The organism is Rhizobium laguerreae (assembly GCF_019778565.1).
Lineage (GTDB): Bacteria > Pseudomonadota > Alphaproteobacteria > Rhizobiales > Rhizobiaceae > Rhizobium > Rhizobium laguerreae.
Genome location: NZ_JAAXQT010000003.1, coordinates 90,216 through 110,491, shown reverse-complemented (window position 1 = coordinate 110,491; position 20,276 = coordinate 90,216). Strand labels below are relative to the sequence as shown.

The 20,276-nt window shown below is 61.1% G+C and carries 25 protein-coding genes and 2 pseudogenes; 16 read left to right on the top strand and 11 right to left on the bottom strand.

Annotated features, from left to right (window positions below):
- Positions 1 to 12: 12 nt before the first annotated feature.
- The 3 genes from HFO71_RS11010 to HFO71_RS11000 are packed head-to-tail and all read right to left on the bottom strand — an operon-like array spanning position 13 to position 1,365.
- A complete protein-coding gene (locus tag HFO71_RS11010) occupies positions 13 to 486 on the bottom strand; it encodes a nucleoside deaminase (RefSeq protein WP_077975818.1) in 474 nt (157 codons plus the stop codon).
- Positions 487 to 499: 13 nt separating this feature from the next.
- On the bottom strand, positions 500 to 919 hold the full coding sequence (locus HFO71_RS11005) for a nuclear transport factor 2 family protein (RefSeq protein ID WP_221988089.1): 420 nt from the start codon (positions 917 to 919) through the stop codon (positions 500 to 502).
- Positions 916 to 1,365 (bottom strand): VOC family protein, encoded by a 450-nt coding sequence (locus tag HFO71_RS11000; protein ID WP_221988088.1) that lies wholly within the window; start codon positions 1,363 to 1,365, stop codon positions 916 to 918. Before HFO71_RS11000 ends, HFO71_RS11005 begins: the two co-directional genes overlap by 4 nt.
- A gap of 51 nt (positions 1,366 to 1,416) precedes the next feature.
- Between HFO71_RS11000 and HFO71_RS10995 the strand changes: the two genes are divergently transcribed.
- Positions 1,417 to 2,019, top strand: coding sequence for a TetR/AcrR family transcriptional regulator (locus tag HFO71_RS10995; protein ID WP_020048985.1), 603 nt, complete (start codon positions 1,417 to 1,419; stop codon positions 2,017 to 2,019).
- Positions 2,020 to 2,072: 53 nt separating this feature from the next.
- Here HFO71_RS10995 and HFO71_RS35805 read toward each other — a convergent pair.
- Together HFO71_RS35805 and HFO71_RS10990 are read right to left on the bottom strand one after the other, a co-directional pair.
- A pseudogene (locus HFO71_RS35805) lies at positions 2,073 to 2,393 on the bottom strand (hypothetical protein).
- 75 nt (positions 2,394 to 2,468) lie between these two features.
- Complete coding sequence (locus HFO71_RS10990) at positions 2,469 to 3,185, bottom strand: SOS response-associated peptidase (protein WP_077975812.1); 717 nt, start codon at positions 3,183 to 3,185, stop codon at positions 2,469 to 2,471.
- Positions 3,186 to 3,358: 173 nt separating this feature from the next.
- Here HFO71_RS10990 and HFO71_RS10985 point away from each other — a divergent pair, with 173 nt between their 5' ends.
- From HFO71_RS10985 to HFO71_RS10960, 6 genes are all read left to right on the top strand, one after another.
- On the top strand, positions 3,359 to 3,949 hold the full coding sequence (locus HFO71_RS10985; RefSeq protein WP_077975811.1) for a TetR/AcrR family transcriptional regulator: 591 nt from the start codon (positions 3,359 to 3,361) through the stop codon (positions 3,947 to 3,949).
- Positions 3,950 to 4,020: 71 nt separating this feature from the next.
- On the top strand, positions 4,021 to 4,650 hold the full coding sequence (locus HFO71_RS10980; RefSeq protein WP_221988087.1) for a hypothetical protein: 630 nt from the start codon (positions 4,021 to 4,023) through the stop codon (positions 4,648 to 4,650).
- Between the two features lie 215 nt (positions 4,651 to 4,865).
- A complete protein-coding gene (locus tag HFO71_RS10975) occupies positions 4,866 to 5,444 on the top strand; it encodes a DUF308 domain-containing protein (protein ID WP_245006919.1) in 579 nt (192 codons plus the stop codon).
- A gap of 441 nt (positions 5,445 to 5,885) precedes the next feature.
- Positions 5,886 to 7,808 (top strand): adenylate/guanylate cyclase domain-containing protein, encoded by a 1,923-nt coding sequence (locus HFO71_RS10970; RefSeq protein ID WP_221988085.1) that lies wholly within the window; start codon positions 5,886 to 5,888, stop codon positions 7,806 to 7,808.
- Between the two features lie 336 nt (positions 7,809 to 8,144).
- Complete coding sequence (locus HFO71_RS10965; RefSeq protein ID WP_151518902.1) at positions 8,145 to 9,851, top strand: adenylate/guanylate cyclase domain-containing protein; 1,707 nt, start codon at positions 8,145 to 8,147, stop codon at positions 9,849 to 9,851.
- Between the two features lie 69 nt (positions 9,852 to 9,920).
- On the top strand, positions 9,921 to 10,655 hold the full coding sequence (locus tag HFO71_RS10960) for a phosphotransferase enzyme family protein (protein WP_221988084.1): 735 nt from the start codon (positions 9,921 to 9,923) through the stop codon (positions 10,653 to 10,655).
- A gap of 23 nt (positions 10,656 to 10,678) precedes the next feature.
- On the opposite strand, the gene HFO71_RS10955 is transcribed toward HFO71_RS10960, so the two are convergent.
- From HFO71_RS10955 to HFO71_RS10945, 3 genes are all read right to left on the bottom strand, one after another.
- Positions 10,679 to 11,173: an SRPBCC family protein gene (locus tag HFO71_RS10955; RefSeq protein ID WP_017959462.1), complete on the bottom strand. Its 495-nt coding sequence runs from the start codon at positions 11,171 to 11,173 to the stop codon at positions 10,679 to 10,681.
- Positions 11,154 to 11,516, bottom strand: coding sequence for an ArsR/SmtB family transcription factor (locus HFO71_RS10950; protein ID WP_221988083.1), 363 nt, complete (start codon positions 11,514 to 11,516; stop codon positions 11,154 to 11,156). The genes HFO71_RS10955 and HFO71_RS10950 overlap by 20 nt, the downstream gene beginning before the upstream one ends.
- A 66-nt stretch (positions 11,517 to 11,582) precedes the next feature.
- Positions 11,583 to 12,224, bottom strand: coding sequence for a dihydrofolate reductase family protein (locus HFO71_RS10945; RefSeq protein ID WP_221988082.1), 642 nt, complete (start codon positions 12,222 to 12,224; stop codon positions 11,583 to 11,585).
- Positions 12,225 to 12,366: 142 nt separating this feature from the next.
- Between HFO71_RS10945 and HFO71_RS10940 the strand changes: the two genes are divergently transcribed.
- The 6 genes and pseudogenes from HFO71_RS10940 (at position 12,367) to HFO71_RS10920 (ending at position 15,310) form a co-directional block, all read left to right on the top strand.
- On the top strand, positions 12,367 to 12,723 hold the full coding sequence (locus tag HFO71_RS10940) for an ArsR/SmtB family transcription factor (RefSeq protein WP_017959459.1): 357 nt from the start codon (positions 12,367 to 12,369) through the stop codon (positions 12,721 to 12,723).
- Positions 12,698 to 13,186 (top strand): SRPBCC family protein, encoded by a 489-nt coding sequence (locus HFO71_RS10935; protein WP_221988081.1) that lies wholly within the window; start codon positions 12,698 to 12,700, stop codon positions 13,184 to 13,186. Before HFO71_RS10940 ends, HFO71_RS10935 begins: the two co-directional genes overlap by 26 nt.
- A 213-nt stretch (positions 13,187 to 13,399) precedes the next feature.
- Positions 13,400 to 13,504, top strand: a pseudogene (locus tag HFO71_RS36580) (DoxX family protein); the annotation flags it as partial.
- Positions 13,505 to 13,886: 382 nt separating this feature from the next.
- Positions 13,887 to 14,219 carry an ArsR/SmtB family transcription factor gene (locus tag HFO71_RS10930; RefSeq protein WP_221988080.1) on the top strand — a complete coding sequence of 111 codons (333 nt, stop codon included), beginning with the start codon at positions 13,887 to 13,889 and terminating at the stop codon, positions 14,217 to 14,219.
- The gene (locus HFO71_RS10925) at positions 14,212 to 14,697 is read left to right on the top strand and encodes an SRPBCC family protein (RefSeq protein WP_221988078.1); all 486 of its coding nucleotides are present in this window, start codon (positions 14,212 to 14,214) and stop codon (positions 14,695 to 14,697) included. The genes HFO71_RS10930 and HFO71_RS10925 overlap by 8 nt, the downstream gene beginning before the upstream one ends.
- Positions 14,690 to 15,310: a glutathione S-transferase family protein gene (locus HFO71_RS10920; RefSeq protein WP_221988077.1), complete on the top strand. Its 621-nt coding sequence runs from the start codon at positions 14,690 to 14,692 to the stop codon at positions 15,308 to 15,310. Before HFO71_RS10925 ends, HFO71_RS10920 begins: the two co-directional genes overlap by 8 nt.
- Before the next feature lie 127 nt (positions 15,311 to 15,437).
- Here the strand turns inward: HFO71_RS10920 and HFO71_RS10915 are convergent, their stop codons facing one another.
- A complete protein-coding gene (locus HFO71_RS10915; protein ID WP_026158575.1) occupies positions 15,438 to 15,788 on the bottom strand; it encodes an ethanolamine utilization protein in 351 nt (116 codons plus the stop codon).
- 408 nt (positions 15,789 to 16,196) lie between these two features.
- On the opposite strand from HFO71_RS10915, the gene HFO71_RS10910 reads away from it, so the two are divergent.
- Positions 16,197 to 17,135 (top strand): sialate O-acetylesterase, encoded by a 939-nt coding sequence (locus tag HFO71_RS10910; protein WP_221988075.1) that lies wholly within the window; start codon positions 16,197 to 16,199, stop codon positions 17,133 to 17,135.
- Positions 17,136 to 17,275: 140 nt separating this feature from the next.
- Here the strand turns inward: HFO71_RS10910 and HFO71_RS10905 are convergent, their stop codons facing one another.
- Both HFO71_RS10905 and HFO71_RS10900 read right to left on the bottom strand, forming a co-directional pair.
- Positions 17,276 to 17,749, bottom strand: a complete 474-nt coding sequence (locus HFO71_RS10905) for an SRPBCC family protein (protein ID WP_221988073.1) — start codon at positions 17,747 to 17,749, stop codon at positions 17,276 to 17,278.
- Between the two features lie 33 nt (positions 17,750 to 17,782).
- Complete coding sequence (locus tag HFO71_RS10900) at positions 17,783 to 18,652, bottom strand: SDR family oxidoreductase (RefSeq protein ID WP_221988071.1); 870 nt, start codon at positions 18,650 to 18,652, stop codon at positions 17,783 to 17,785.
- A gap of 104 nt (positions 18,653 to 18,756) precedes the next feature.
- On the opposite strand from HFO71_RS10900, the gene HFO71_RS10895 reads away from it, so the two are divergent.
- Entirely contained in the window at positions 18,757 to 19,647 is an 891-nt protein-coding gene (locus HFO71_RS10895; protein WP_221988068.1) for a LysR family transcriptional regulator, read from the top strand.
- Positions 19,648 to 19,719: 72 nt separating this feature from the next.
- Entirely contained in the window at positions 19,720 to 20,154 is a 435-nt protein-coding gene (locus tag HFO71_RS10890) for a hypothetical protein (protein ID WP_221988066.1), read from the top strand.
- Positions 20,155 to 20,276: the final 122 nt, after the last annotated feature.

Below are 20,276 nucleotides of genomic sequence, written 5' to 3'. Positions count from 1 at the left end.
CGCCGGCAACCTCTAAGCCTTGCCCAGATGCTTCGGCCAGAATTCTTGATGGACTTTGGCGGCTTCGTCTTCGAGGTTCGTCGGGCCAACCACGGTGACGTTGCGCGCGCCGGTTTGCAACACCGCCCGGCTTGGCACGTTCAACCCGATCCCGGCAATCTCGCCAAGCCGTGTTTCGGAACACGCAAACACCATGCGCCCGATGCCCGACCAGTAAATCGCCCCGGAGCACATCGCGCAGGGCTCCGTGCTGGTGTAGAGCGTGCAGTCGGCGAAAAAAGCAGTGTCGTAATGCTGCGCCGCCAGTTTCACCAGGTTCATCTCTGCGTGGTTGGTCATATCGCGGCCGCTGAAGACGCTGTTTTCGGCGCGCAGGATGACTTCGCCCTCCTTCACCAGCACAGAGCCAAACGGTTCGTCGCCGTTTGCCACCGCGGATTTCGAGAGTGCAATCGCCTCGCGTAAAAACGGCTCGTGGTTTTCCATCGGAGTCCCCCAGCTAGAGCGGGATGATCTTGTCTTGAATCGGAGGGATTTCCAAGGGGCTGCAAACAGGGGTGAGGTGGGTCAGTACGCACCGCCACCTGTTACCCTGCCGGTGATAGACGTCGGTGATCCATTCGTCGGCCGATATCGGTTCGCCACGGAACATGCCGGTGTTCTGTCCGCGACCGGTAACCGTGGCGACATTGCCGAGCAGATGGACGTGATGCGTCGTCTTGGTCATCGTGTCATGGCTCAAGACACCGGATCCGATCGCCGAAAGAATAGCCTGTGCAGGGATCGGGCCACGCTCAGGCGTCACCAGCACCCAGTCCTGGGTGATGCAGCCGGCGATCTGGATGGGATCGTTGGACACCATCGCCGCGTTGAAGGCGCGCTCAGCCTCCTCGAGCGCTTCAAGGGCTGCGGCACTCACGCCGACATACCCTCGTTCCAGCGGCGTTGCATCTCCTCAGGCGTGACCTGCTCGATGGTTTGCGACAACATCCAGCGATGACCGAAGGGATCAAGCACCTGCGCCACCCGCTCGCCGAAACTCTGGTCGGTCGCCGGGCGCAGCATCGTCGCCCCGGCCGACAGCGCCTGCGCCAGTGCTTCGTCGGTCGACACCGTGTCCATGTGGAAGGTCACCGGCGAGCCTCCGATGGTATCGGGAGAGAGGGCGCCGAAGTCCGGATATTCGTCTGCCAACATCATCAGCGTCTCTCCGAAACGCAACTCGGCATGGCCGATCCGCCCGTCCGAAGGATCGGTCATGCGGAAGACTTCCGTGGAGCCGAAAGCCTCCTTGTAGAAGTCGATAGCCCGTGCCGCATCCTTGACGATGAAGTAGGCGCTCACTTTTCGGGCAAAACTCGGCATGGGTGATCCTCCTTGACTGGGTCTTATATTAACGTTACGTATCGTAAAGATATGAGTCAAGAGAATAACGCAACACCGAAGAAACGCGGGCGGCCGCCAAGCGCTGCCGCGCAGAGGCGTGCCTTGGAGGCCGCCCACGAAATCCTGATGGCCGAAGGTTTTGGCCGCATGACGATCGAAGCCGTGGCGGCGCGGTCCGGTGTCGGCAAGCCGACGATCTACCGCTCCTGGGCCAACGCGCAGGAACTGGCGATGGCCGCTCTTCTGGTCAACCGGCTACCGGAAGCGGAGGTGGGAGGGGGCACGGCGCAGGCGGCTCTCGGCGCGCAGATGAGCGGACTGGTGACTGCCTTTGCGAGCACGCGCGGGCGGCAGATCACCATGGCACTTGCGGCCGCCGACCCGGAAAGCGAATTCACCAAGGCCTTCCGCAATCAGGTGATCCTGTCGAGCCGCAACGCGGGTCGTGTCATCCTGGAGGAGGCTCTGGCTCGGGGAGAAATCGTTCCGCCGCTTGATATGGAGGCGCTGCTCGACATGATCTACGGACCGGTCTTCTTCCGGCTGCTGGTCGGCCATCGCCCGGTCTCGCCGGAGTTCGGCGATGCGATCGTCAGGACCGCGTTGCGGGCCGTTGCACCGTCGGGCGCGTGAGACCCTCACGTCGCGATCGGCGAAGCCGACATCACGCCTGCCTGCTTCAATGCTCATGGATGCGCCGTCCTCCGTTTCCCGCTCTTGATGCTCTCGTAGATCATTTCGAGCCGCCTCGAGGCGACATAGGCACTGTCCTCGTATCCGGCTGACGGCCAATCCAGTCGAGGGCTGCCGTCCGTCGCCACGATCCAGAACCATCGATTATCGATCCCTCCGCCTGCCTATGGCCGGAATATCCTTCCGATCTGGGTATCGCCGTCAAAAGCGACGTAATCGTCACCGGGTTTCTCCTTCCAGGCGTGCCGCCATTTGTATTTGATTTCTCGGCCGCTGACATGTTCCCACGATTTCCAGGTGATTTGTTCTGGCATGCGTCGTCCTGTCCTCTCGCGAGGTATCGCTTTGACCGCATGGTTGATGGATGGCTCCCGCCCGAGCCGGTGAATTCAGATCAGCGTCGGCTCCGGATCGGGGTCGATCGGATCGATAATGTCAGCCGTGTCATTCTTGGGCGAACCCACTTTGCGGCCGATCGGCCACATGGTCATCAGCTCGGCCGGGAATGGCTTCATCAGGTCGTTTGGATCGGGTTCCGGCGATAGCCAGCGTTCATAATCCTCACGATGCAGGATGACCGGCATCCGATCATGGATCTGCGCCATCATCTCATTCGGCTCGCAGGTGATAATTGCGAAGCTCCGGATCTCTATGTCATTGTCGCGCCGCGTCTCCCAGATGCCGGCGAGCGCAAAGGGCGAGCCGTCGGCCATGGCGATCGCATAGGGCTGCTTGTTCTTGCCCGTGCCGAAGATATCCTTCCACTCGAAGAAGCCGTTGATCGGCACCAGGCAACGGCGCGACCTGTAGGCCGAGCGGAACAGGCCGTTGGTACCGATGCCCTCGCAGCGCGCATTGATCGGCGGCGGACGCCCTCCCGGCTTCATCCATGCCGGCATCAGACCCCAGCGCGCCGAGGCGAAGATCGGCCCCATGATGTCAGGCTCGCGGACCATATCGCGAATAATGATGGGATAATCCAGCGTCGGCGCGCCGTTGTAGAGTGGGAATCGGTTTCCGAGCGCATCGATCGCGCCTCGCTCTGCGAAGGCGAAATTGCGCACCAGTTCCTCAAGCGAGGTCTTGATATAGACGCGGCCGCACATCCAGAACTCCATCCCCACATATTAGGTGTTCTGATTATGTTCTGGTGGTTCGAGGCGAGTCAAGGCTGGTCGCTACAACCGATGCCGCCATCACGGTAACCGCCTCGACGACGGCCGACAGCAGAAAATTGCATTTTGCTTGACAGCCTTCCTACTGGAAGGTAGATGGCTTTATGAGCAATCTTTTGACGACGTCCGACGAGATCCTGGCCTCCGCCCGAACCCTGATCATGAACGGAGGCTATAACGGCTTCAGCTATGCCGACATTGCTGCCGTCGTCGGGATCCGCAAGGCCAGCATCCATCACCATTTCCCCAGCAAGACCGATCTGGTGCGCACGCTTGTGGTGCGATATCGCGAAGATGCCGAGGCGGGTATCGCGGGCCTGGAGCAGCGGGTGCAGGATCCCCTGGCGCTTCTCCAATCCTATGCAGGCCACTGGGCCCAGTGCATCGAGGATGCAAGCCGGCCGTTTTGCGTCTGCGCCCTGCTTGCGAGCGAACTGCCGGCACTGCCGCCGGAGGTCGCAGCCGAGGTCAAGGCTTTCTTCCGCTTTGCCTCGGCATGGCTGACCTCGGCGATGGAACGAGGCGCTCAGGACGGGAGTTTGAAACTGTCGAGCGAACCGCGCGTCGAGGCTGAAGCCTTCATGGCCTCCGTCCATGGCGCCATGCTCTCAGCCCGGGCCTACGGGACTCCGGAGGTCTTCGCCACCATTCTGGCTCCCACCTTGCAGCGGCTCACGCCAACCGCTGCTCGATAGAGCTCCGGACGGAATATACGCCCGAAGCAACAACCACGACCAGAAAGCTACCAACTAGTAGGAAGACAAGCATGTTCAAGACCATTCTTCCCGCTCTCGCGTTTGGGCTCAGCGCAATCGCGTCGGCGGCCCTTCCAGCGGCGCCCGCCCATGCCGAAGACCAGAAGGCCGAGCAGGTCCACGTCCGGGGCAGCATCGTCGCCTATAGCGGCTCCGCTCTCAAGGTGAAGACCCGCGAAGGAGAGACCATCGATGTCACGCTTGCCGACTGCTGGAAGCTGGCGAGCGTTGCAAATGCTGCGGTCACCGACATCAAGCCGGGCGACTTCGTCGGCATCGCATCCCTGCCGAGTGAAGGCGGCGGCGACGGCGCGCTTGAGGTGCTGATCTTCCCGCCGGCGATGAAAGGTGCCGGTGAAGGCAGCTACGGCTGGGACCTCAAGCCCAACAGCAGCATGACCAATGCGACCGTGGCCGACGCCGTCAAGGGCGTCGACGGCCGCACCGTCACCGTCTCCTATCACGGCAAGGAAAAGAAGATCGCCATTCCGGACGGCACGCCGGTCGTGACCATCGCTCCGGCCACCAAGGACGATCTCGTTCCCGGCGCCGTCGTCTTCATCCCCGCCGAAAAGGCTGCCTCGGGTCCCCTCGCCCATCAGGTCCTTGTCGGAAAGAATGGCGTGGTCCCGCCCATGTGACCACGTCGTCGCCGGTCGGCCGGGCCGCCCCCGGTTCGACCGGCGATTTACCAGGGAATGCCGCCTGACCGGCAGCCGATGGACCCGAACGACGGAGAACTTCGGCTCGCCAGCGGCCCGGCGGAGCTGAAAACCAGTCTCGATGACGGACGCCGCCGCTGATGACGGTGAGCCGCCCCTATCAGACCAACACCATCACACACAGGAAAGAGATCATGATGACCACCGATCAAACCACCATCGCGTCTGGCGACAGGGAAGAGTGGCTGACGCGCTATTACTTCACCCGCGCAGCCTTTTCCGCCATCTGGGTCGCCGCCGCCTTGACGGCCGGGCTCCAGTCGCTTGCCGTCGCGGCGGGTTTGCTGATCCTCTACCCGGCCTGGGATGCCGCCGCCAACCTCATCGATGCAGCTCGGAACGGCGGCCTGCCAAACAACCGCAGCCAGGCGATCAACGTCGCCGTCAGCGCGGTGACTACAGCTGCCGTGATCGTCGCCCTGACGATGAGCATGAACTGGGTTCTCGGCGTCTTCGGCCTCTGGGCGATCTTTTCCGGCCTGCTGCAGCTTGGAACCGCCGTCCGGCGATGGAAGACCGATGGCGGCCAGTGGGCGATGATCCTCAGCGGCGGCCAATCCGCGGTGGCAGGCGCCTTCTTCATCGCCCAGGCGCAAATGCCGGAAGCGCCGTCCATCGCCAACATCGCCGGCTATGCCGGCCTCGGCGCCTTCTATTTCCTGGTCTCGGCCGTCTGGCGAAGCGTCACGCAGATGTGGCGGAAGCGGGCCTGAGGCGAACGGGAGATCTCCCGTTCGGTTACGCATAGATTGGCGCGGGCGAAATTTCGAATACTCAATGCCATCCCCTGCGCCAGCGGGGGCTTCGCAAAACCCGCCTGCTGCGCCGGCGGGGGTACGGCGTACGCGCCCTCCACCCTCCGTCATCCCAGGCCTTGAGCCTGGGATCCATGCCCGCTGCCGATCGAGGCAAGAGTGGATCCTCGGGTCGAGCCCGAGGAAGCCGGAGCGTGGGGTGGCGGCTGGAGCAAGGGCAGCGGCGCATGCGAACATGATCGGCGACAGCTCACACGGTCGGCGATCTAGTTCTGCCGAGACGTGCAGCGGCGGTGTAACCGCACGCACCGCCTTGTGTAAGTTTTCAAAAAGCAGTTAGCTGCCATCGTTGGCTATGCCTCGTGTGCTGAGACGTGTCCGCATTTCGGGGGAAATCTCGTGCACTGGTCCAAACCCCTAAGACTGCATCTCGGCGTCTTGGTCGTCGCCTCGCTACTTTGCACCTCGACGCCAATCATCTGGCTGGCGTTCAGGCAAGGAAGCGATGCTGCCGTCAGTGCGGGCGTGCAGCAGATGCGCGAGATGAGCCTGCGGCTGATCGAGGGCTACCGCAATACGCTGCAGGGCGGCACCGAGGCGGTGGCACTGGCATCGACCCTGCCGCAGCTCACCTCCCCGCCGCCCCAGGATATCACGGCGAAACAGCAATTCTTTCTGGAGGTTCTCAGAAACGTCCCCAACGCGACAAGCGTCTACACCGGCTATCCTGACGGCTCGTATCTGCAGCTCATCAACACGCAAAGGCAGGATGTCCGCCGGATCCTCGCAGCACCCGATGGCACGACTTTCGCGATCCGCACGATAGCACGCAGACAGGGCCCGGACGTCATATCGACGTTTCGCTTCCTCGACCGCCAGGCAAGCCCGATCGCCGAGCGTGACGTCGACTATGCATCATTCGATCCGCGGCAACGCCCCTGGTACCAATTCGTCATCCAGCACAGCGAGGAAGTATCCGTCGGACCGTATGTTGCGGGAACGCTGCAGCTTCCAACGCTGACGATCGCAGCACCGATGAGAGACGACGATCAGGTTGTCGTCGGCATCAACATCCACCTGATGACTGTCAGCCGGCTGCTGGATGCGCAGGAGATTTCGCCGCGGGCGCGCGCCTACATCATCGATGACGCCGATGATCTGATCGCCCATTCCGACCCGGCAATCATGAACAGGCTTCTCGACGTATGGTCGAAAAATGCCGATGGCGCCGTTGCCGTCGATACGACGAAAGACAGTTACGACACGAGCCTCGAAACGGTGGCGAGGCTCAGGCGGGATCCGGCCTTTGCAAGCGGCGGCGTGGTGCGGATCGATCTCGATGGCGAACGCCAGATCCTGCAGATCGCCCCCGTCGGTGTGTCCGGTCTGTTCAAGGGAAGCGTCGCCGCAATCGTCGTGCCCCTGGAAGATCTGGTGGCGGAGGCCAATCGGCTGCTGATGCACAATCTCCTGATTGCGGCCGCCTTCCTGATCGCGGGTGTCGCCGCCTCGGTGATGCTGTCCCGCATGGTCAGCCGCTCCCTTTATCGGCTGGCCGACGAGGCGCGCAGGATCGGCGATCTCGATGTCGGCGAGAAAGGTGCCTCCCATTCCTTCATATCGGAGATCAACACGCTGGCGAGCGCGCTGGCGGCAAGCCGCCATGCCATCAGCCAGTTTGCCCTCTATGTTCCGCGTGAAGTCGTCAGACGGATCGTCAATCCCGAAGGGCGAGCGGTCGCCAAGGCGCAGCGTCAGGATGTGACGGTGCTCTTCACCGACATCAGAGACTTTACCACCATATCCGAGCAGCATTCGCCCGAGGACGTGGTCGATATGCTGTCAGCCTATTTCGAACTGTTGAACACCATTGCCGAACGCAATGGCGGCACTGTCGTGCAATATCTCGGCGATTCCATTTTCGTCATGTGGAACGCCCCTGTTCCAGATGTCAGACATGCCGAAAACGGCTGCCGATGCGCGCTTGCCATGAAAGCGGCGATCGACGAGTTGAATGAAGCCAACCGCCAGAATGGCCGTCCCGCGCTCATCACCCGATTTGGATTGCACACCGGCCCGGCGGTCGTCGGCAGCTTCGGCGCAATTTCCAGGCAGCAGTACACGGCCATGGGCGATACGATCAATGTCGCCTCGCGGCTGGAAGGATTGAACAAGGAATTCAATACGTCGATCCTGGTCAGCGCCGCCATCCACGATGCTGTCGCCGATTGCTTCGTTCTTCGCCCGCTGGGCCTGGTGCCGGTCAAGGGGCGCGCCGAGAAGGTCGATTTATGGGAGCTGGTTGGGGGAAGCGGCGACTAGCGACGGGCGATCCCGAGGTGGAGCCTTCGGGTTGCCACCAACGGCAGCTTTGCGCCAAAAGGGGCCATATCGAAGGGTTGGCGATGACCAAAATGTGGCCGGAAGGAGACTGGCCGCATCTGGAAGTTAGCCAGAAATGCAGTGCAGTTGCAGTTCGGGTCTCCCCGGACAGAACTGGGCACTTCCGCCGAAACCCCCGCTCCCAGCCAGACGTTCACAAAGAAGCATGACTGCTCGATCGAGGTGGAGATCGCCTGGATATTACCTCTTACGATTTGTTGACTGACCTGCGGTTGAACAATAACTTGCTAATTTGGTCATTAGGCTTGTCCTCACATGACGGACCAATCTATTCAGCGTCGCCTTGCCGCCATCGTCGTTGCCGATGTGGTGGGATATACACGCCTGATGGAGGCTGATGAAGTCGCAACGCTGGCGAACCTCAGGGAACTCCGTTCTGGCGTTATCGAGCCGGCTGTGATGCGCCACAACGGTCGCATCTTCAAGGTCGTGGGCGACGGATTCCTAATCGAATTCGGTAGTGCAGTGGACGCGGTCGCAGCAGCATTGGAAATGCAACGGGCCACCACTGCTGTTGAGGTTTCCGGGGACCGGCGCCTGCTTTTGCGTGTAGGCGTCAATCTGGGAGATGTCATTGACGACGGTTCAGACATGCTCGGCGACGGCGTCAATGTCGCGGCGCGACTCGAGGCGCAGGCCGCACCGGGAGGTATCTGCATTTCAGCCAAAGTTCACGGCGAGATCGTCGGCAAGATCGGCGACCGGTTCTTTGATGCAGGCGAACGCTACCTAAAGAACCTGACTCGCCCGGTCCGCGTGTGGCATTGGCCGGATGCGCTGCAGAGCACATTGCCGCTGCCCGAATGTCCCTCGATCGCTGTATTGCCGTTCACGAATATGAGTGGGGATGAAGCGGACGCGCCTTTCGTCGACGGCTTGACCGAAGACCTGATCACCGACCTTTCCCGTACGGCTGGCCTGTTCGTCATCGCGCGCAATTCCGTGTACTGCTACAAGGGCAAGCCGGTCGACGTACGGCTGGTCGCCCAGGAACTCGGCGTCCGCTACGTCCTGGAGGGGAGCGCCAGACGCGCAATGGGCCGTGTCCGCATCAATGCCCAATTGATCGACGCGCTTGGCGGCCAGCACTTGTGGGCCGACAGGTTTGACAGAACGGTGGAAGATGTTTTCGAATTACAGGATGAAGTTAACGCCAAGATTGTTGAAGCCCTCGTCGGCCGGCTGACCATCCCGAAGCAGCGCAATCGGCCGAAGAACCTTGAGGCGTATGATCTGTGTGTGCGCGCCCGCCTCCTGACGGAAGAGTCGCCGCAAACTGAGCGTGAGGCCTATATGCTGCTCCAACGCGCGGTTAAGCTCGAGCCATTATATGCCGAGGCGCTCGGTCTGCTCGCCTATAACCGTTGGCTTGCCTGGACTCATTTCGGCGAGCCCGAAGATCCTAACCGTCGGATGGCGGTGACGCTCGCGCAGAACGCGGTCGACCTAGATCCCAACGATGCCGGCTGCCGTTACGTTCTGGGGACCATTTTGGCTTATGAGCGGCGATGGGAGGAATCGGACGCCGCCTTCGCCAAGGCCCTGGAGCTGGACCCCAACCACGCCGACACCTGGGCCGCCATGTCGGACATGTCCGTGCTGGACGGCAGGGTTGCCGATGGACTAGCGCAAATCGAAAAAGCTCTGCGGCTCAATCCCCATCCAACCTGCTGGTATCTTTGTCATCTTGGGCAGGCGCAGTACGCCGCGCGTGACTATGAGGCGGCAGCCGCGACACTCCGCAGGGAAGATACGTATCGTACCAACTCACGCAAATTCCTGGCTGCTACGCTTGCGCAGTTGGGCCACCTTGAGGAGGCGCGGCGAGAAGCAGAATTGTTCCTGATCGCCCACCCTCATTTCACGATCAGCCATTGGCTCAGCTCCCAGCCGCTGCGTGATGCATCTGTACGAGACCACTTTGTCGACGGCTTTCGAAAGGCCGGCCTGCCGGAGATGTGACAGCGGGTGGGAACAATCGCGACGCGTATTTCTTTCGTCATTTAATCATGGGCTCCAAGGGTATCGCCAATGGGATGGGAAGCGCTCGAGCAATGGGGTGAAGGTGCGGTTCGCATCGAACGGCTCACCGGTGGCGTTGCCAACGACGTGTGGAGCGTTCGCGTCCACGGGCAGCTCGCGGTCGCTCGTCTCGGCTCCAGGAGCGACGCTGATCTCGCATGGGAAGCCGAACTGCTCCAACACCTCGACCGTGAGGGCATGACCGTTCCGGTGCCGATCCCGACGATTGACGGCCGGCTGTTCGTGGACGGTCTGGTGGTGATGAAATACATGGAGGGCGGCCCGCCCGAGACGGGGTCCGATTGGCGTCGCGTGGCCGACACTCTGCGCGAGCTGCATCGGCTGACGCAGGGCTGGCCGCAGCGCCCGGGCTGGCGATCGTCGACCGACCTCCTGCATACTGAGACCGGAACGAGGATCAACCTTACCGCGATGCCGCCTGAGGGCGTTGTTCGATGCCGAGCAGCGTGGGCGCGGCTCATCGGGCGTCAGACATGCGTCGTCCACGGCAACCCCAACAGCCCCGGCAACGTCCGCATCACCGCAGATCGGGTCGCGTTGATCGACTGGGATGAGTCACATGTCGACGTCCCCGACCTTGACCTGGTGCTGCCCGACAACGCCGCCGATCTCGACGACGGCGCACATGACATCGCCGCGCAAGCCTCAGCCGCATGGGAAGCCGCCGTCTGCTGGCAGGACGAGTACGCAGTCAAGCGGCTTGCCGAAGTTCGAGCGGTCTAAGCAGTTGAGTTGAAGGTGGGCTGTCACACGCTCGCGCTGAGCGTGATGAGAAGTTCATCCAACTGCTCGAACTGCTCGGGCAGCGCGTCTTCCATGCCGACGAACGACTGGTCGAGCGCTTCCTTCGAGGGATAGAGTTCCTGCAGGACCAGCAGCGTCCTGCCGTCCTCTTCCTCGAAGGTCACCGTGGTGACGGCGCCCTCCTCCCCGCCTTCGTCATTGGTCCAGACGAGGCGCGATGGCGGCGACACGTCGAGATACTTGCCGAAGAAGGCCATGGCGTCCGAGGCGTCTTGTCCGAACGTGATGCGATAGCTGCCCCCGGTGCGAACATCCATCTCGCAGGAAAGCAGGGGCACGCCCATCGACTTCGGCGCCCACCACAGCTTGAACAATTCCGGCTTGGTCCACGCGTCGAATACGAGGCGAACCGGGCCGTTGAAGGTGCGCGTCACCACGAGTTCAAGCTCCGACCTCCGTTCGACCACCGTGCGGCCGTTACTCGCTCTTTCCCCCATCGATTTTCTCCTTCCGTTTCAGGGCCTCGATGACTTGATCAAGCGCGTCGAAGCGTGCGTTCCAGATCTGGCGGCGCGCTTCGATCCAGGCCGCCTCTTCCTCGAGCCCGCGTGAGCCGAGCCTGCAGGTCCGCACGCGCCCGACCTTCTCCGTCGTCACCAGCCCTGCCTGCTCCAGGACGCCGATATGCTTCTTCATGCCCGTGAGGGTCATGTGGAATGTCTCTGCGAGCTCCGTGATCGAAGCATCCGCGCTCCCGAGCTGCTCCAGAACGCCGCGTCGCGTGGCGTCCGAGAGCGCGGCAAAGGAGGCATCAAGACGAGCTGTCGAAAACTGAACCATATAGTTCAGTGTTTAGCACGCGGAGCGGCGTCATGCAAGGGGCCGAGATCGGCCGGAGGATAGCGGCTAGCGTTGGAAAGTGAGGTGGATGGTGCCGCTCGGTGACGTTTCCGCCTTGACGGCGTAGCCAGCTTCCAGGCCGCGTAGATCGTCCCACAGGCGGATACCGCGCCCGAGCAAAATCGGCGTGATAGCAACATGAAGGCGGTCGACAAGGCCAGCTTTGAGATAGTCGCGAACGACGGTAGGACCACCGCCTATCCTCACATCCTTGCCGTTTGCGGTCCTCACCACCTGCTGGAGCGCGTCATCAGGGCTGGTATTGAGAAAGTGGAAAGTGGTGCCACCGGCCATCTCCAGGGAGGGCCGCGACTTGCGGGTGAGGACGAAGACCGGACATCCGAAAGGCGGCTCGTCGCCCCACCAGCCACGCCAGTTCGGATCGTCGGGAAAGTTGTGGAGACCGAACATGCCGGCGCCCATGATCTCGGCGCCCACATTCTCGAAATATTCCTTCGCATAGTCGTCGTAGAGACCTGTGGTCCCTTCCCCCGTCGTATCCTTGAGCACGCGCTCACGGAACGTTCGCGTTGCCGCATACGCGCCGACGAGACGCGGCCAGTCCTCGCCGAACGGGGTTTCGGGCGTCTGGTCCGTCGTTGTCGCGAAACCATCGAGCGAGATCATGAGATCGACACGAACTACCATTGGAGTCCTCCTTGCGGGTTGTTGCACCATACTGCCCCACCATTCAGGATACTAAGGCAACTACCTTCATATTCGGAGCCAGATACTAAGGCAAGTACCTTTTTATCCTTGACCGCCGCCACCGACCATTTTACGGATTGATATGCCTTACCATTCGACCCCTCTCGACCTCGCCTTTCACGCTCTCAGCGACCCGACCCGCCGTGCTGTGGTGTCGCGGCTGGTCGACGGCGAGTTGCCTGTCAGCGCGCTTGCCGAGCCTTTCGACATGGCGCTGCCCTCCTTCGCCCAGCATCTCAAGGTGTTAGAAGATTGCGGCCTGATCGCCAGCGAGAAGCGCGGGCGCAGCCGCTGGTGCCGGCTGGTGCAGGCGCGTTTCGACGAGGCGGCGGACTGGATGGTATCGGAGCGCCGGCGCTGGACCGAGCGGTTGGATCGCCTGGAAGTCTACCTGGACAAAACCGAAGAGGATGATGAAGGACATGGCAAGCCTGTTTGAGACATGGTCGCTCGACCGCGAAATCGTGCTGGTGAAGCTGCTCAACCACCCGCGCGACAAGGTCTTTGCCGCCTGGATGGATCCCAAGGCGCTTGGCGAATGGTACGGGCCGGCCGGCCTCAGCATCGAGACCCACGAAGCCGATATCCGCGAGGGTGGGGTCTGGCGGTTCGACATGGTGGGCGTGTTCGAGGGCCGGGAGCAGCGCTTCCCAAACCTCATGCGCTTTCTGGAGATCGTGCCGAACGAGCGGATCGTGATGGATTATGGCACGCCCGACCCTGACGACCCCGACCGTTTCCGCGCCACGGCGACCTTCGATGAGCAGGCCGACGGCAAGACGGTGCTGACCATGCGCCAGCTCCACGCCAGCGCCAAGCGGCGTCAGGTGGTCATCGGCTTCGGCGCGGTGGAATACGGGCTGCAGACGCTGGATGGCCTCGCCGCCTGGTTGGATCGCTGAGCGCCAGGCGCCGCGCGCGGCTGGCAAGGGGAAGGAAGGCGCTGCTACACTTGTCCTCTTCTCCTCAGCGGGGAAAGATGCCCGGAAGCAGAAAATCCGGCCAGCCGCCAGGGCAGAAAGATTGGCAAAAGCGCCGCCTCGATCTCCCTCCTTCCTGTGCTCGTCACAGGAATCCATTGCGCTCAAGTCCTTGAGCGCCGGAGACTTCCGATCATCATCGCAACTGCGGTTTTCACGGTTCTACGCCACCGCGACTATGCGCATCTTGCGCCGCTGAGGGTCTTTGTCACCCTCATTGCTGTTGCCGCGATCTGGTCTTGGGCGCGGTCGGCCGCTTTCACCGACAGCCGTGGGCGAAGCAATATCATGTGGTTGCTGGCGCCACCTGATCGCAGCGGCAGCCACCTTCGAGCCTCACTCAACCTCCCTTTGGTTAGCGAAACCCCTCCTCCGTCATCCCAGGCCCTGAGCCTGGGATCCATGCTTGCTGCTGATTGAGGAGGCCAGAGTGGATCCTCGGGTCAAGCCCGAGGAGGACGGAGCGCGGGGTGGCGTCTGCAGCAGGAACAAGCGACCTATCCCGACATGATCGGGAGCCATCAACACCGATTTTGTCCCATGATTTCGACCATGCAAAATTACCTTTGACATTACGCTATCCACAATATATCCATATGGCTATATAGCTAGATGGTGATATATGGACGACAAGCTCGATGCGATTTTCTCCGCACTCGCCGATCCCACGAGGCGAGCAATTCTTGGGCGCCTTGCGAGCGGCAAGGCGACGGTGGCCGAACTCGCTGATCCCTTCGAGTTGTCTCAGCCTGCTATATCGAAGCATCTCAAGGTCCTGGAACAGGCCGGATTGATCCGCTCCGGCCGTGAAGCGAATTCGCGTCCGCGCGTCCTTGAGCCGGCCGCGTTGAAGACGGTTGCCGATTGGATCGCCGATTACAGACGTTTCTGGGATCAAAGCTTTGATCGTCTCGATGACTATCTGTCCAAGGTACAAGGATACGACAATGACTAATTCAGAGACCGACACCGACAACACCCGCGACCTGGTTCTTGTCCGAAGGTTCGATGCTCCATGCGATCTGGTTTTCAGGGCATGGACCGACCCGAAAGCGTTGGCGCAATGGTGCGGTCCGCACGGTTTCAAGGCGGTGGGCGACCGACTTGAAGCCTGGCCCGGCGGTAGACACCGCGCCTGTCTGATCGCGCCAGATGGAGAAGAGCATTGGGTCGGCGGACAATATCTGGAGGTCGAGCCGCCGCACAGGCTTGTCTTCACACATGCCTGGGAGCTCGCAACCGGCGAAAATAGCCCGGAAACAGTCGTCACCATCACGTTCAGGGAAAGCGGCGGAGGCACGGAAATGACTTTTCGGCAGAGTGGATTTGATAACGCATCGTCACTTGAGGGTCATGAAGACGGCTGGTCGCAAAGTTTCGAGCGATTGAGCTTGTTTCTCGGGACTGAATCCGAAAGGCCGGATCATGCGTGAGGCGGCGATGAAGCTCTATTATTGCGAGACGCTCAATCCCCGCAAGGCCTGCGCCGCCGCTCGTTATCTGAAAGCCGACGTCGAGTTCGTCAGGGTTGACCTGGCAAGCGGAGAACAGCGCTCCGCAGAATTCCTGGCCCTTAACCCGAACGGAAAAGTCCCGGTGCTGCAGGATGATGCCGGAACCTTATGGGAAGCGAACGCGATCATGTGCAGGCTGTCTGACAGCGTGGCATCGGATTTTTGGCCGCATGACCACCGCCAGATCGACGTGCTGCGCTGGTTGAGTTGGGATGCCAGTCACTTCACCCAGCACGGGGCAACGCTGTGGTTTGAAACCTTGATCAAGCCGTTGTTCGGCGGGGAGCCTGACGTCACCGTGATCGAAAATGCGAAGACGAGTTTTCGGCTCCATGCTCGCGTGCTCGACGATCATTTGGCCAAGAACAGCGTCGCCGTCGGGAAGACACTGACTGTCGCAGATTTCGCATTGGCCGCTGCACTTCCTTATGCGACTTCTGCTGAGATTCCACTTGCCGAGTTTCGGCATATACAGGCGTGGTACGACCGGCTTGAAGAACTGGACGCGTGGCGAAACCCTTTCCCAGCCTAGGTGGGCACGGGCGAAGGACCTTTTGCCAGGGTGAATGCGTTGGCAAAGGCGCGTGAATTTATCGAGATCAGCCACCTGATGTCACAGGAGAAATACCGTGACAGGCAATGAGCAAAAGCGCTCCGCTTCAGGCGTGCGCCGGGCGCCAATGCGGATAGGTGACATAGGCGGTGAGCGCGCCCTCCTCATGCGTGCTGATCGTCACCGTTTCACCTTTGGGCATGTAGACGATCTCGCCCGGTCCGGCGGTGACCGTTCCCGCCTCTGTCGCGACCGAAAGCCGCCCTTCCAGAACGATCATGACGTCGTCAACAACAATCGTCTCGGTCAGGCTCTGGCCGGGCGCGTAACGCCCATAGCCGATGGTGATCGGCCCTCCGTGCCGCTCGTCGACCAGATTGCCGACGGAGATGTCTGCCTCCTGTCCGGGGGAACGCTCGAGGACCGCATCGGTAATTGCGAATTTCTGCATCTTCATCGTCTTCCTCCATGCCGTGGGCAGAGCTAGGGCGGAGTATTGATACGCCAAGACGGATGATGGCTGTTTCGATCGGAGGACATTCCCGCGTCGGAAGAGCTCGGCGCAAAAATGCGCCCCCAACCTCCGTCATTCCAGCCGTGAGCTGCTTTATCTGGACCCGCCCATAGCAGGTACGATCTAACCCATCCGGATGATTGTAATCACTGGTCCGATCTATAGTTTAGAGCAGGTTTGCGGCGACTCCACGCGAAATTGTCGTCGATTGGGGCTCGATCTTCGCGACGACAAAGATCATGCCCGAAGAAAGCAGATGTGGCTGGTGTGTAAAGGAACCTTCATGGCTGGAGCAGCCTTGATCGGTCCGATAGGCTCCATGTGATCGGATGATGTTTGAAAGGTAACGACATGCGCAAAACAATGGCAGTCGGCCTGGCCGCCTTGATCGCCATCTACTTTCTCGGCGGCATGAGCGCGAGACGTGAGATCTTTCCTTGGCCACAACTTTCCGCGCTGAAGAAACAGGTTGTCGGAGAGAAGGTGGGGGCTCCAAGCCGTTACACGTTCGACGACAAGGAACGGCTCATCGGCGATGAATCGAAAACGCTTGTGACCTGCCCGGCGCAGACCGACCGAACTGCCGTCTTACTCATTCTTGGCCAATCGAACGCGGCCAACTACGGAGGACAACGGCACCGGTCGAATTATGGCGCTCGCGTTGTAAACGCCTTTGACAAAAAGTGCTTTGTCGCAGCGTCGCCACTTCTTGGGTCGACCAATACCAGGGGAGAATACTGGACGCTTCTTGCGAATAATCTGATCGCATCGGGACAAAACGACAACGTCATCCTCGCGCCTCTCGCCTATTCCGGATCTGAGGTCGCGCGATGGGCGGCAGATGGTGACTTCAATCCCGTGCTGGTCGATACAGTGAAACAGCTTCAGGATTCTGGTTACCGGATAACGAACGTCCTCTGGGTGCAAGGAGAGGCGGACCTCGTTATCGCCACCACTGCGGAGGCCTACCAGGAACGTTTCATGTCGATGGTCGACACGTTGCGTCGGCTCGGCGTCGAAGCACCCGTTTACATTTCGATCGCATCGAAATGCCTCGAGCCGAGCAACGGCGGCTTCAAGGAGCATATTCCGGACAATGCGGTGGTGCGGGCGCAACTGGCCCTGTCAAAAAGCGGCCACGGTATTCGAGAGGGCGTCAATTCCGATGCGTTACTCGATGGAGACGACCGCTACGACGATTGCCATTTCGGCAGCACAGGCGGGGAGAAAGCGTCACAGGCATGGCTGAACCTTCTGCGCTCCGATGGCCGCCTGGAAAGCTCGCGATAGTCTTGCCTGAACTGGTTTTGGCGCCTTCGCGAGTGGCGGCCTCAGGCCCTGCCCGGTATTCGACACCTTGTCGCTTGTGCCCCAGCAAGGCAGGGCGCCTCGTTAAGAGGTCGCCCTGTTGTTCGTGTTTCTTTTGATGATCAGAGCTTTCCCTCTGCCAGCAATTCGCGGGTTCGCTTCAGTGTCGACAGCAGGGCGGCCTTGTAGCCGGTTTCGCCATCGAATTGCGCCTGCTCGGCCTGCTCTTCCGGGCCATCCGGCTGTTTGCCGCGCAGGCCGAGATAGCAGTAGAAGCGCAGTTGCAACCGGCCATCTTCATCTTCGAAAAGCTCGTTGACGATCGCTCCCTCGCGTGGCCCCGCCGCCTGAAAGAAGGTGACTTTGCTTTGCGGCTCCAGCGTGATGATCTCGCGCAGACCATGCCCGGCAATCGTCGCCTCGCGCACGAAGTGGGTCTGGCTTTCCTCGACGACATCGCAGCGGGTGCAGAGACCGGCGGGAAGAAAGAGCCGGGCGTCGCGTGCCTTGCGTTCGAGACCTTGCCAGGCCTCAGCGCGCGTCAACGGGGTTTCGCCGTCCGGGTTCACCGGAACCGTGGCGGTCGAATAGATCATGGTGATCGTCCTTTCGAGATCGCTATTGCTGCTTCAGGCGGAGGCAACGGTTTCCGAGGCGAAGGCGCGATAAGAGCGCAGCGGGCGGCCGAGCAGCTTTGTCAGACGTTCGACGTCGCCGGTCTCGGGCAGCATTCCGTCAGTCAGGAAACGCTCGCCCATCAGCCGCATGTCGTAGGCCATCCAGGCAGGCATGAACAGCTTGAGGTTCTGCTCGAAGCCCTCGGTATTGTCGCCGCCATAGGCGATCGGGCGGGCGAGCACGTCCGACCAGATGGCGGCGATATCGGCTCCGGTGAGTGTCTCCGGACCGACGAGGTTGATCCGCTCGAGCGCCAGCGGCTCCGAGGCCTGTTCGCGGCGCAGCAGCTCAAGGGCGGCGATCTCGGCGATATCACGGACGTCGATCATGGCGAGACCCTTGGCGCCGATCGGCATTGGATAGGCGCCGTAGCCGGTGATGACGTCTTTGACCATCAGATCGTTCTGGATGAAGTAGGCCGGACGCAGGATGGTCGCCTTGAAACCCATCTGCTCGATCATCCGCTCGACACCGAACTTGCCGGCGAAATGCGGCACGTTCACATAGACGTCGGCGTGGATTACCGAGAGATAGACGATGCGCTCGATGCCGGCCGATCGGGCGACGTTCAGCGCGATCAAAGCCTGGGTGAATTCGTCCGGCACCACGGCGCTGAGCAGGAACAGCGTCGACACGCCGGACATGGCGTTGCGCAGCGAGTCGACGTCGAGGAAGTCGCCCTGCACGACGCTGACCTCAGCGGAGAAATCCGCTTTCGACGGGTCGCGGACAAGAGCGCGGACATCGGCGTCGCGCTTGACGAGGTGTTCGACGATTTGGCGGCCAACATTGCCTGTGGCGCCGGTAACGAGAATAGTCATGGTCTTTCTCCGTGTTGGGTTGCTTGACACCTCGAATATGTGTGGTTCACTGGCAGTCCAATAGACGACAATTTTAGACAGACCGTCTCACTCGTGGAACAGCCATGGATCTTCTTGCGCTTGCCGATTTCAATCTCGTCGCCCGCCACGGTGGCTTCGGCAAAGCGGCACGGGCGACCGGCCGGCCGAAGGCGACATTGTCGCGCCGTGTCGCCGAATTGGAAAGCGATCTCGCTCTGCGGCTGTTTGAACGGGGTGCGCGTAACCTGAGGCTCACCGAAGAAGGACGGGCGCTGTTCGAGCGGACCGGGGCGCTGCTTGCCGAACTGGACGAGACGGCTGCGGCGATTGCCTCGGGCGGTCAGAAACCCAAAGGGAAATTGCGGATCAGCGCCCCTTTACATTTTTCCCAGACCGCCATGGGCAGGATCGCCGCCGGCTTTGCCCTCAAATATCCGGAGGTGAGGCTTGAGGTGACGAGTGAGGACCGGGCCGTCGATATGATCGAGGAAGGCTACGATCTGGTCATCCGGGTCAATCCAGATCCCGACGAAAGCCTGGTCGGACGGGCGTTTCTGCGCGACCGCCTGGTGGTGGTGGCAAGCCCCGACCTTCCCCGCCCGACCGGCGGACGCGCCGCGCCCGGCGTTGCGCGTGGCGCAGCCGAAGCGCAAACATGGCAGGTGAAGACATCAAGCGGCCGGTCGACGATCAGGATCGAGCCGGTCCTCACCTTGTCAACGCTCATCACCATCCGCGATGCGGTGCGCGCCGGCGTCGGCGTCGGCCGTCTGCCCATTTCGCTGGTGAGCCACGACCTGGCCGACGGCACTCTGGTCAATTGGGGGGATATCGACGGCCCCGAAATCGCTCTCTGGACGCTCTACCCCTCGCGGCGGCTGCTCAGCGCGCGCGTCTCGGCGTTCCTCGACTTTTTGAAGCAGGCCTTCCCCAACGGCACGCCCGAGGAACTGGCCGCCTATATCGGCAGGTGATGGCCGAACCCGCTTTCGGTCGTAGAGAGTCTGGTCCATAATCGACGAGATCGACATCCGAAGGAGAGCCGTGTGTTTCGTTATCTACTTGGCGCAGTATTAGCGTCCGCGCCGCTCGCTGCCGCCAATGCACAACCTCCAAATTTTTGCAGAACCAGTGTCAAACCTAACGAACCTATCGAGTCGCGTTTCATGGGAATCGAGTACGCGCTGATCATGCATGTGCTTGCGGAGAGATATTGCGGGGCGGAGCCGAAGCCGATGCGCCCGCGATTTTTACAATATGTCGAGAAACAAGGCTGTCGTCCTGGAACCGAGATCTATTCCGATCTCGAGGCGGCGATTGCCAAGATGGAGGGAGCGAGCCTGAAGCTTCTCGCTCAGAATGGAGAAGCCGGACTGACGATCTCCGAACCGCAGGTGCAGGAGTGGGCGTCGGCCACGACGAAAGAGCTTGGGGGATGCGACGCATTGAAAGCCGCGCATGATGCCGAGCTTCAGCAGTAGGTCGCGATAACAGAAACTGTTAGCGGCATGCATTGCGGCTCGGTGAATAGGTTCAAACGGGAGCCACTGAGCCAGTAGCAGTCGGTTTCGTTCCCACGCCATAGCGGTTAAGATGGGTTAGC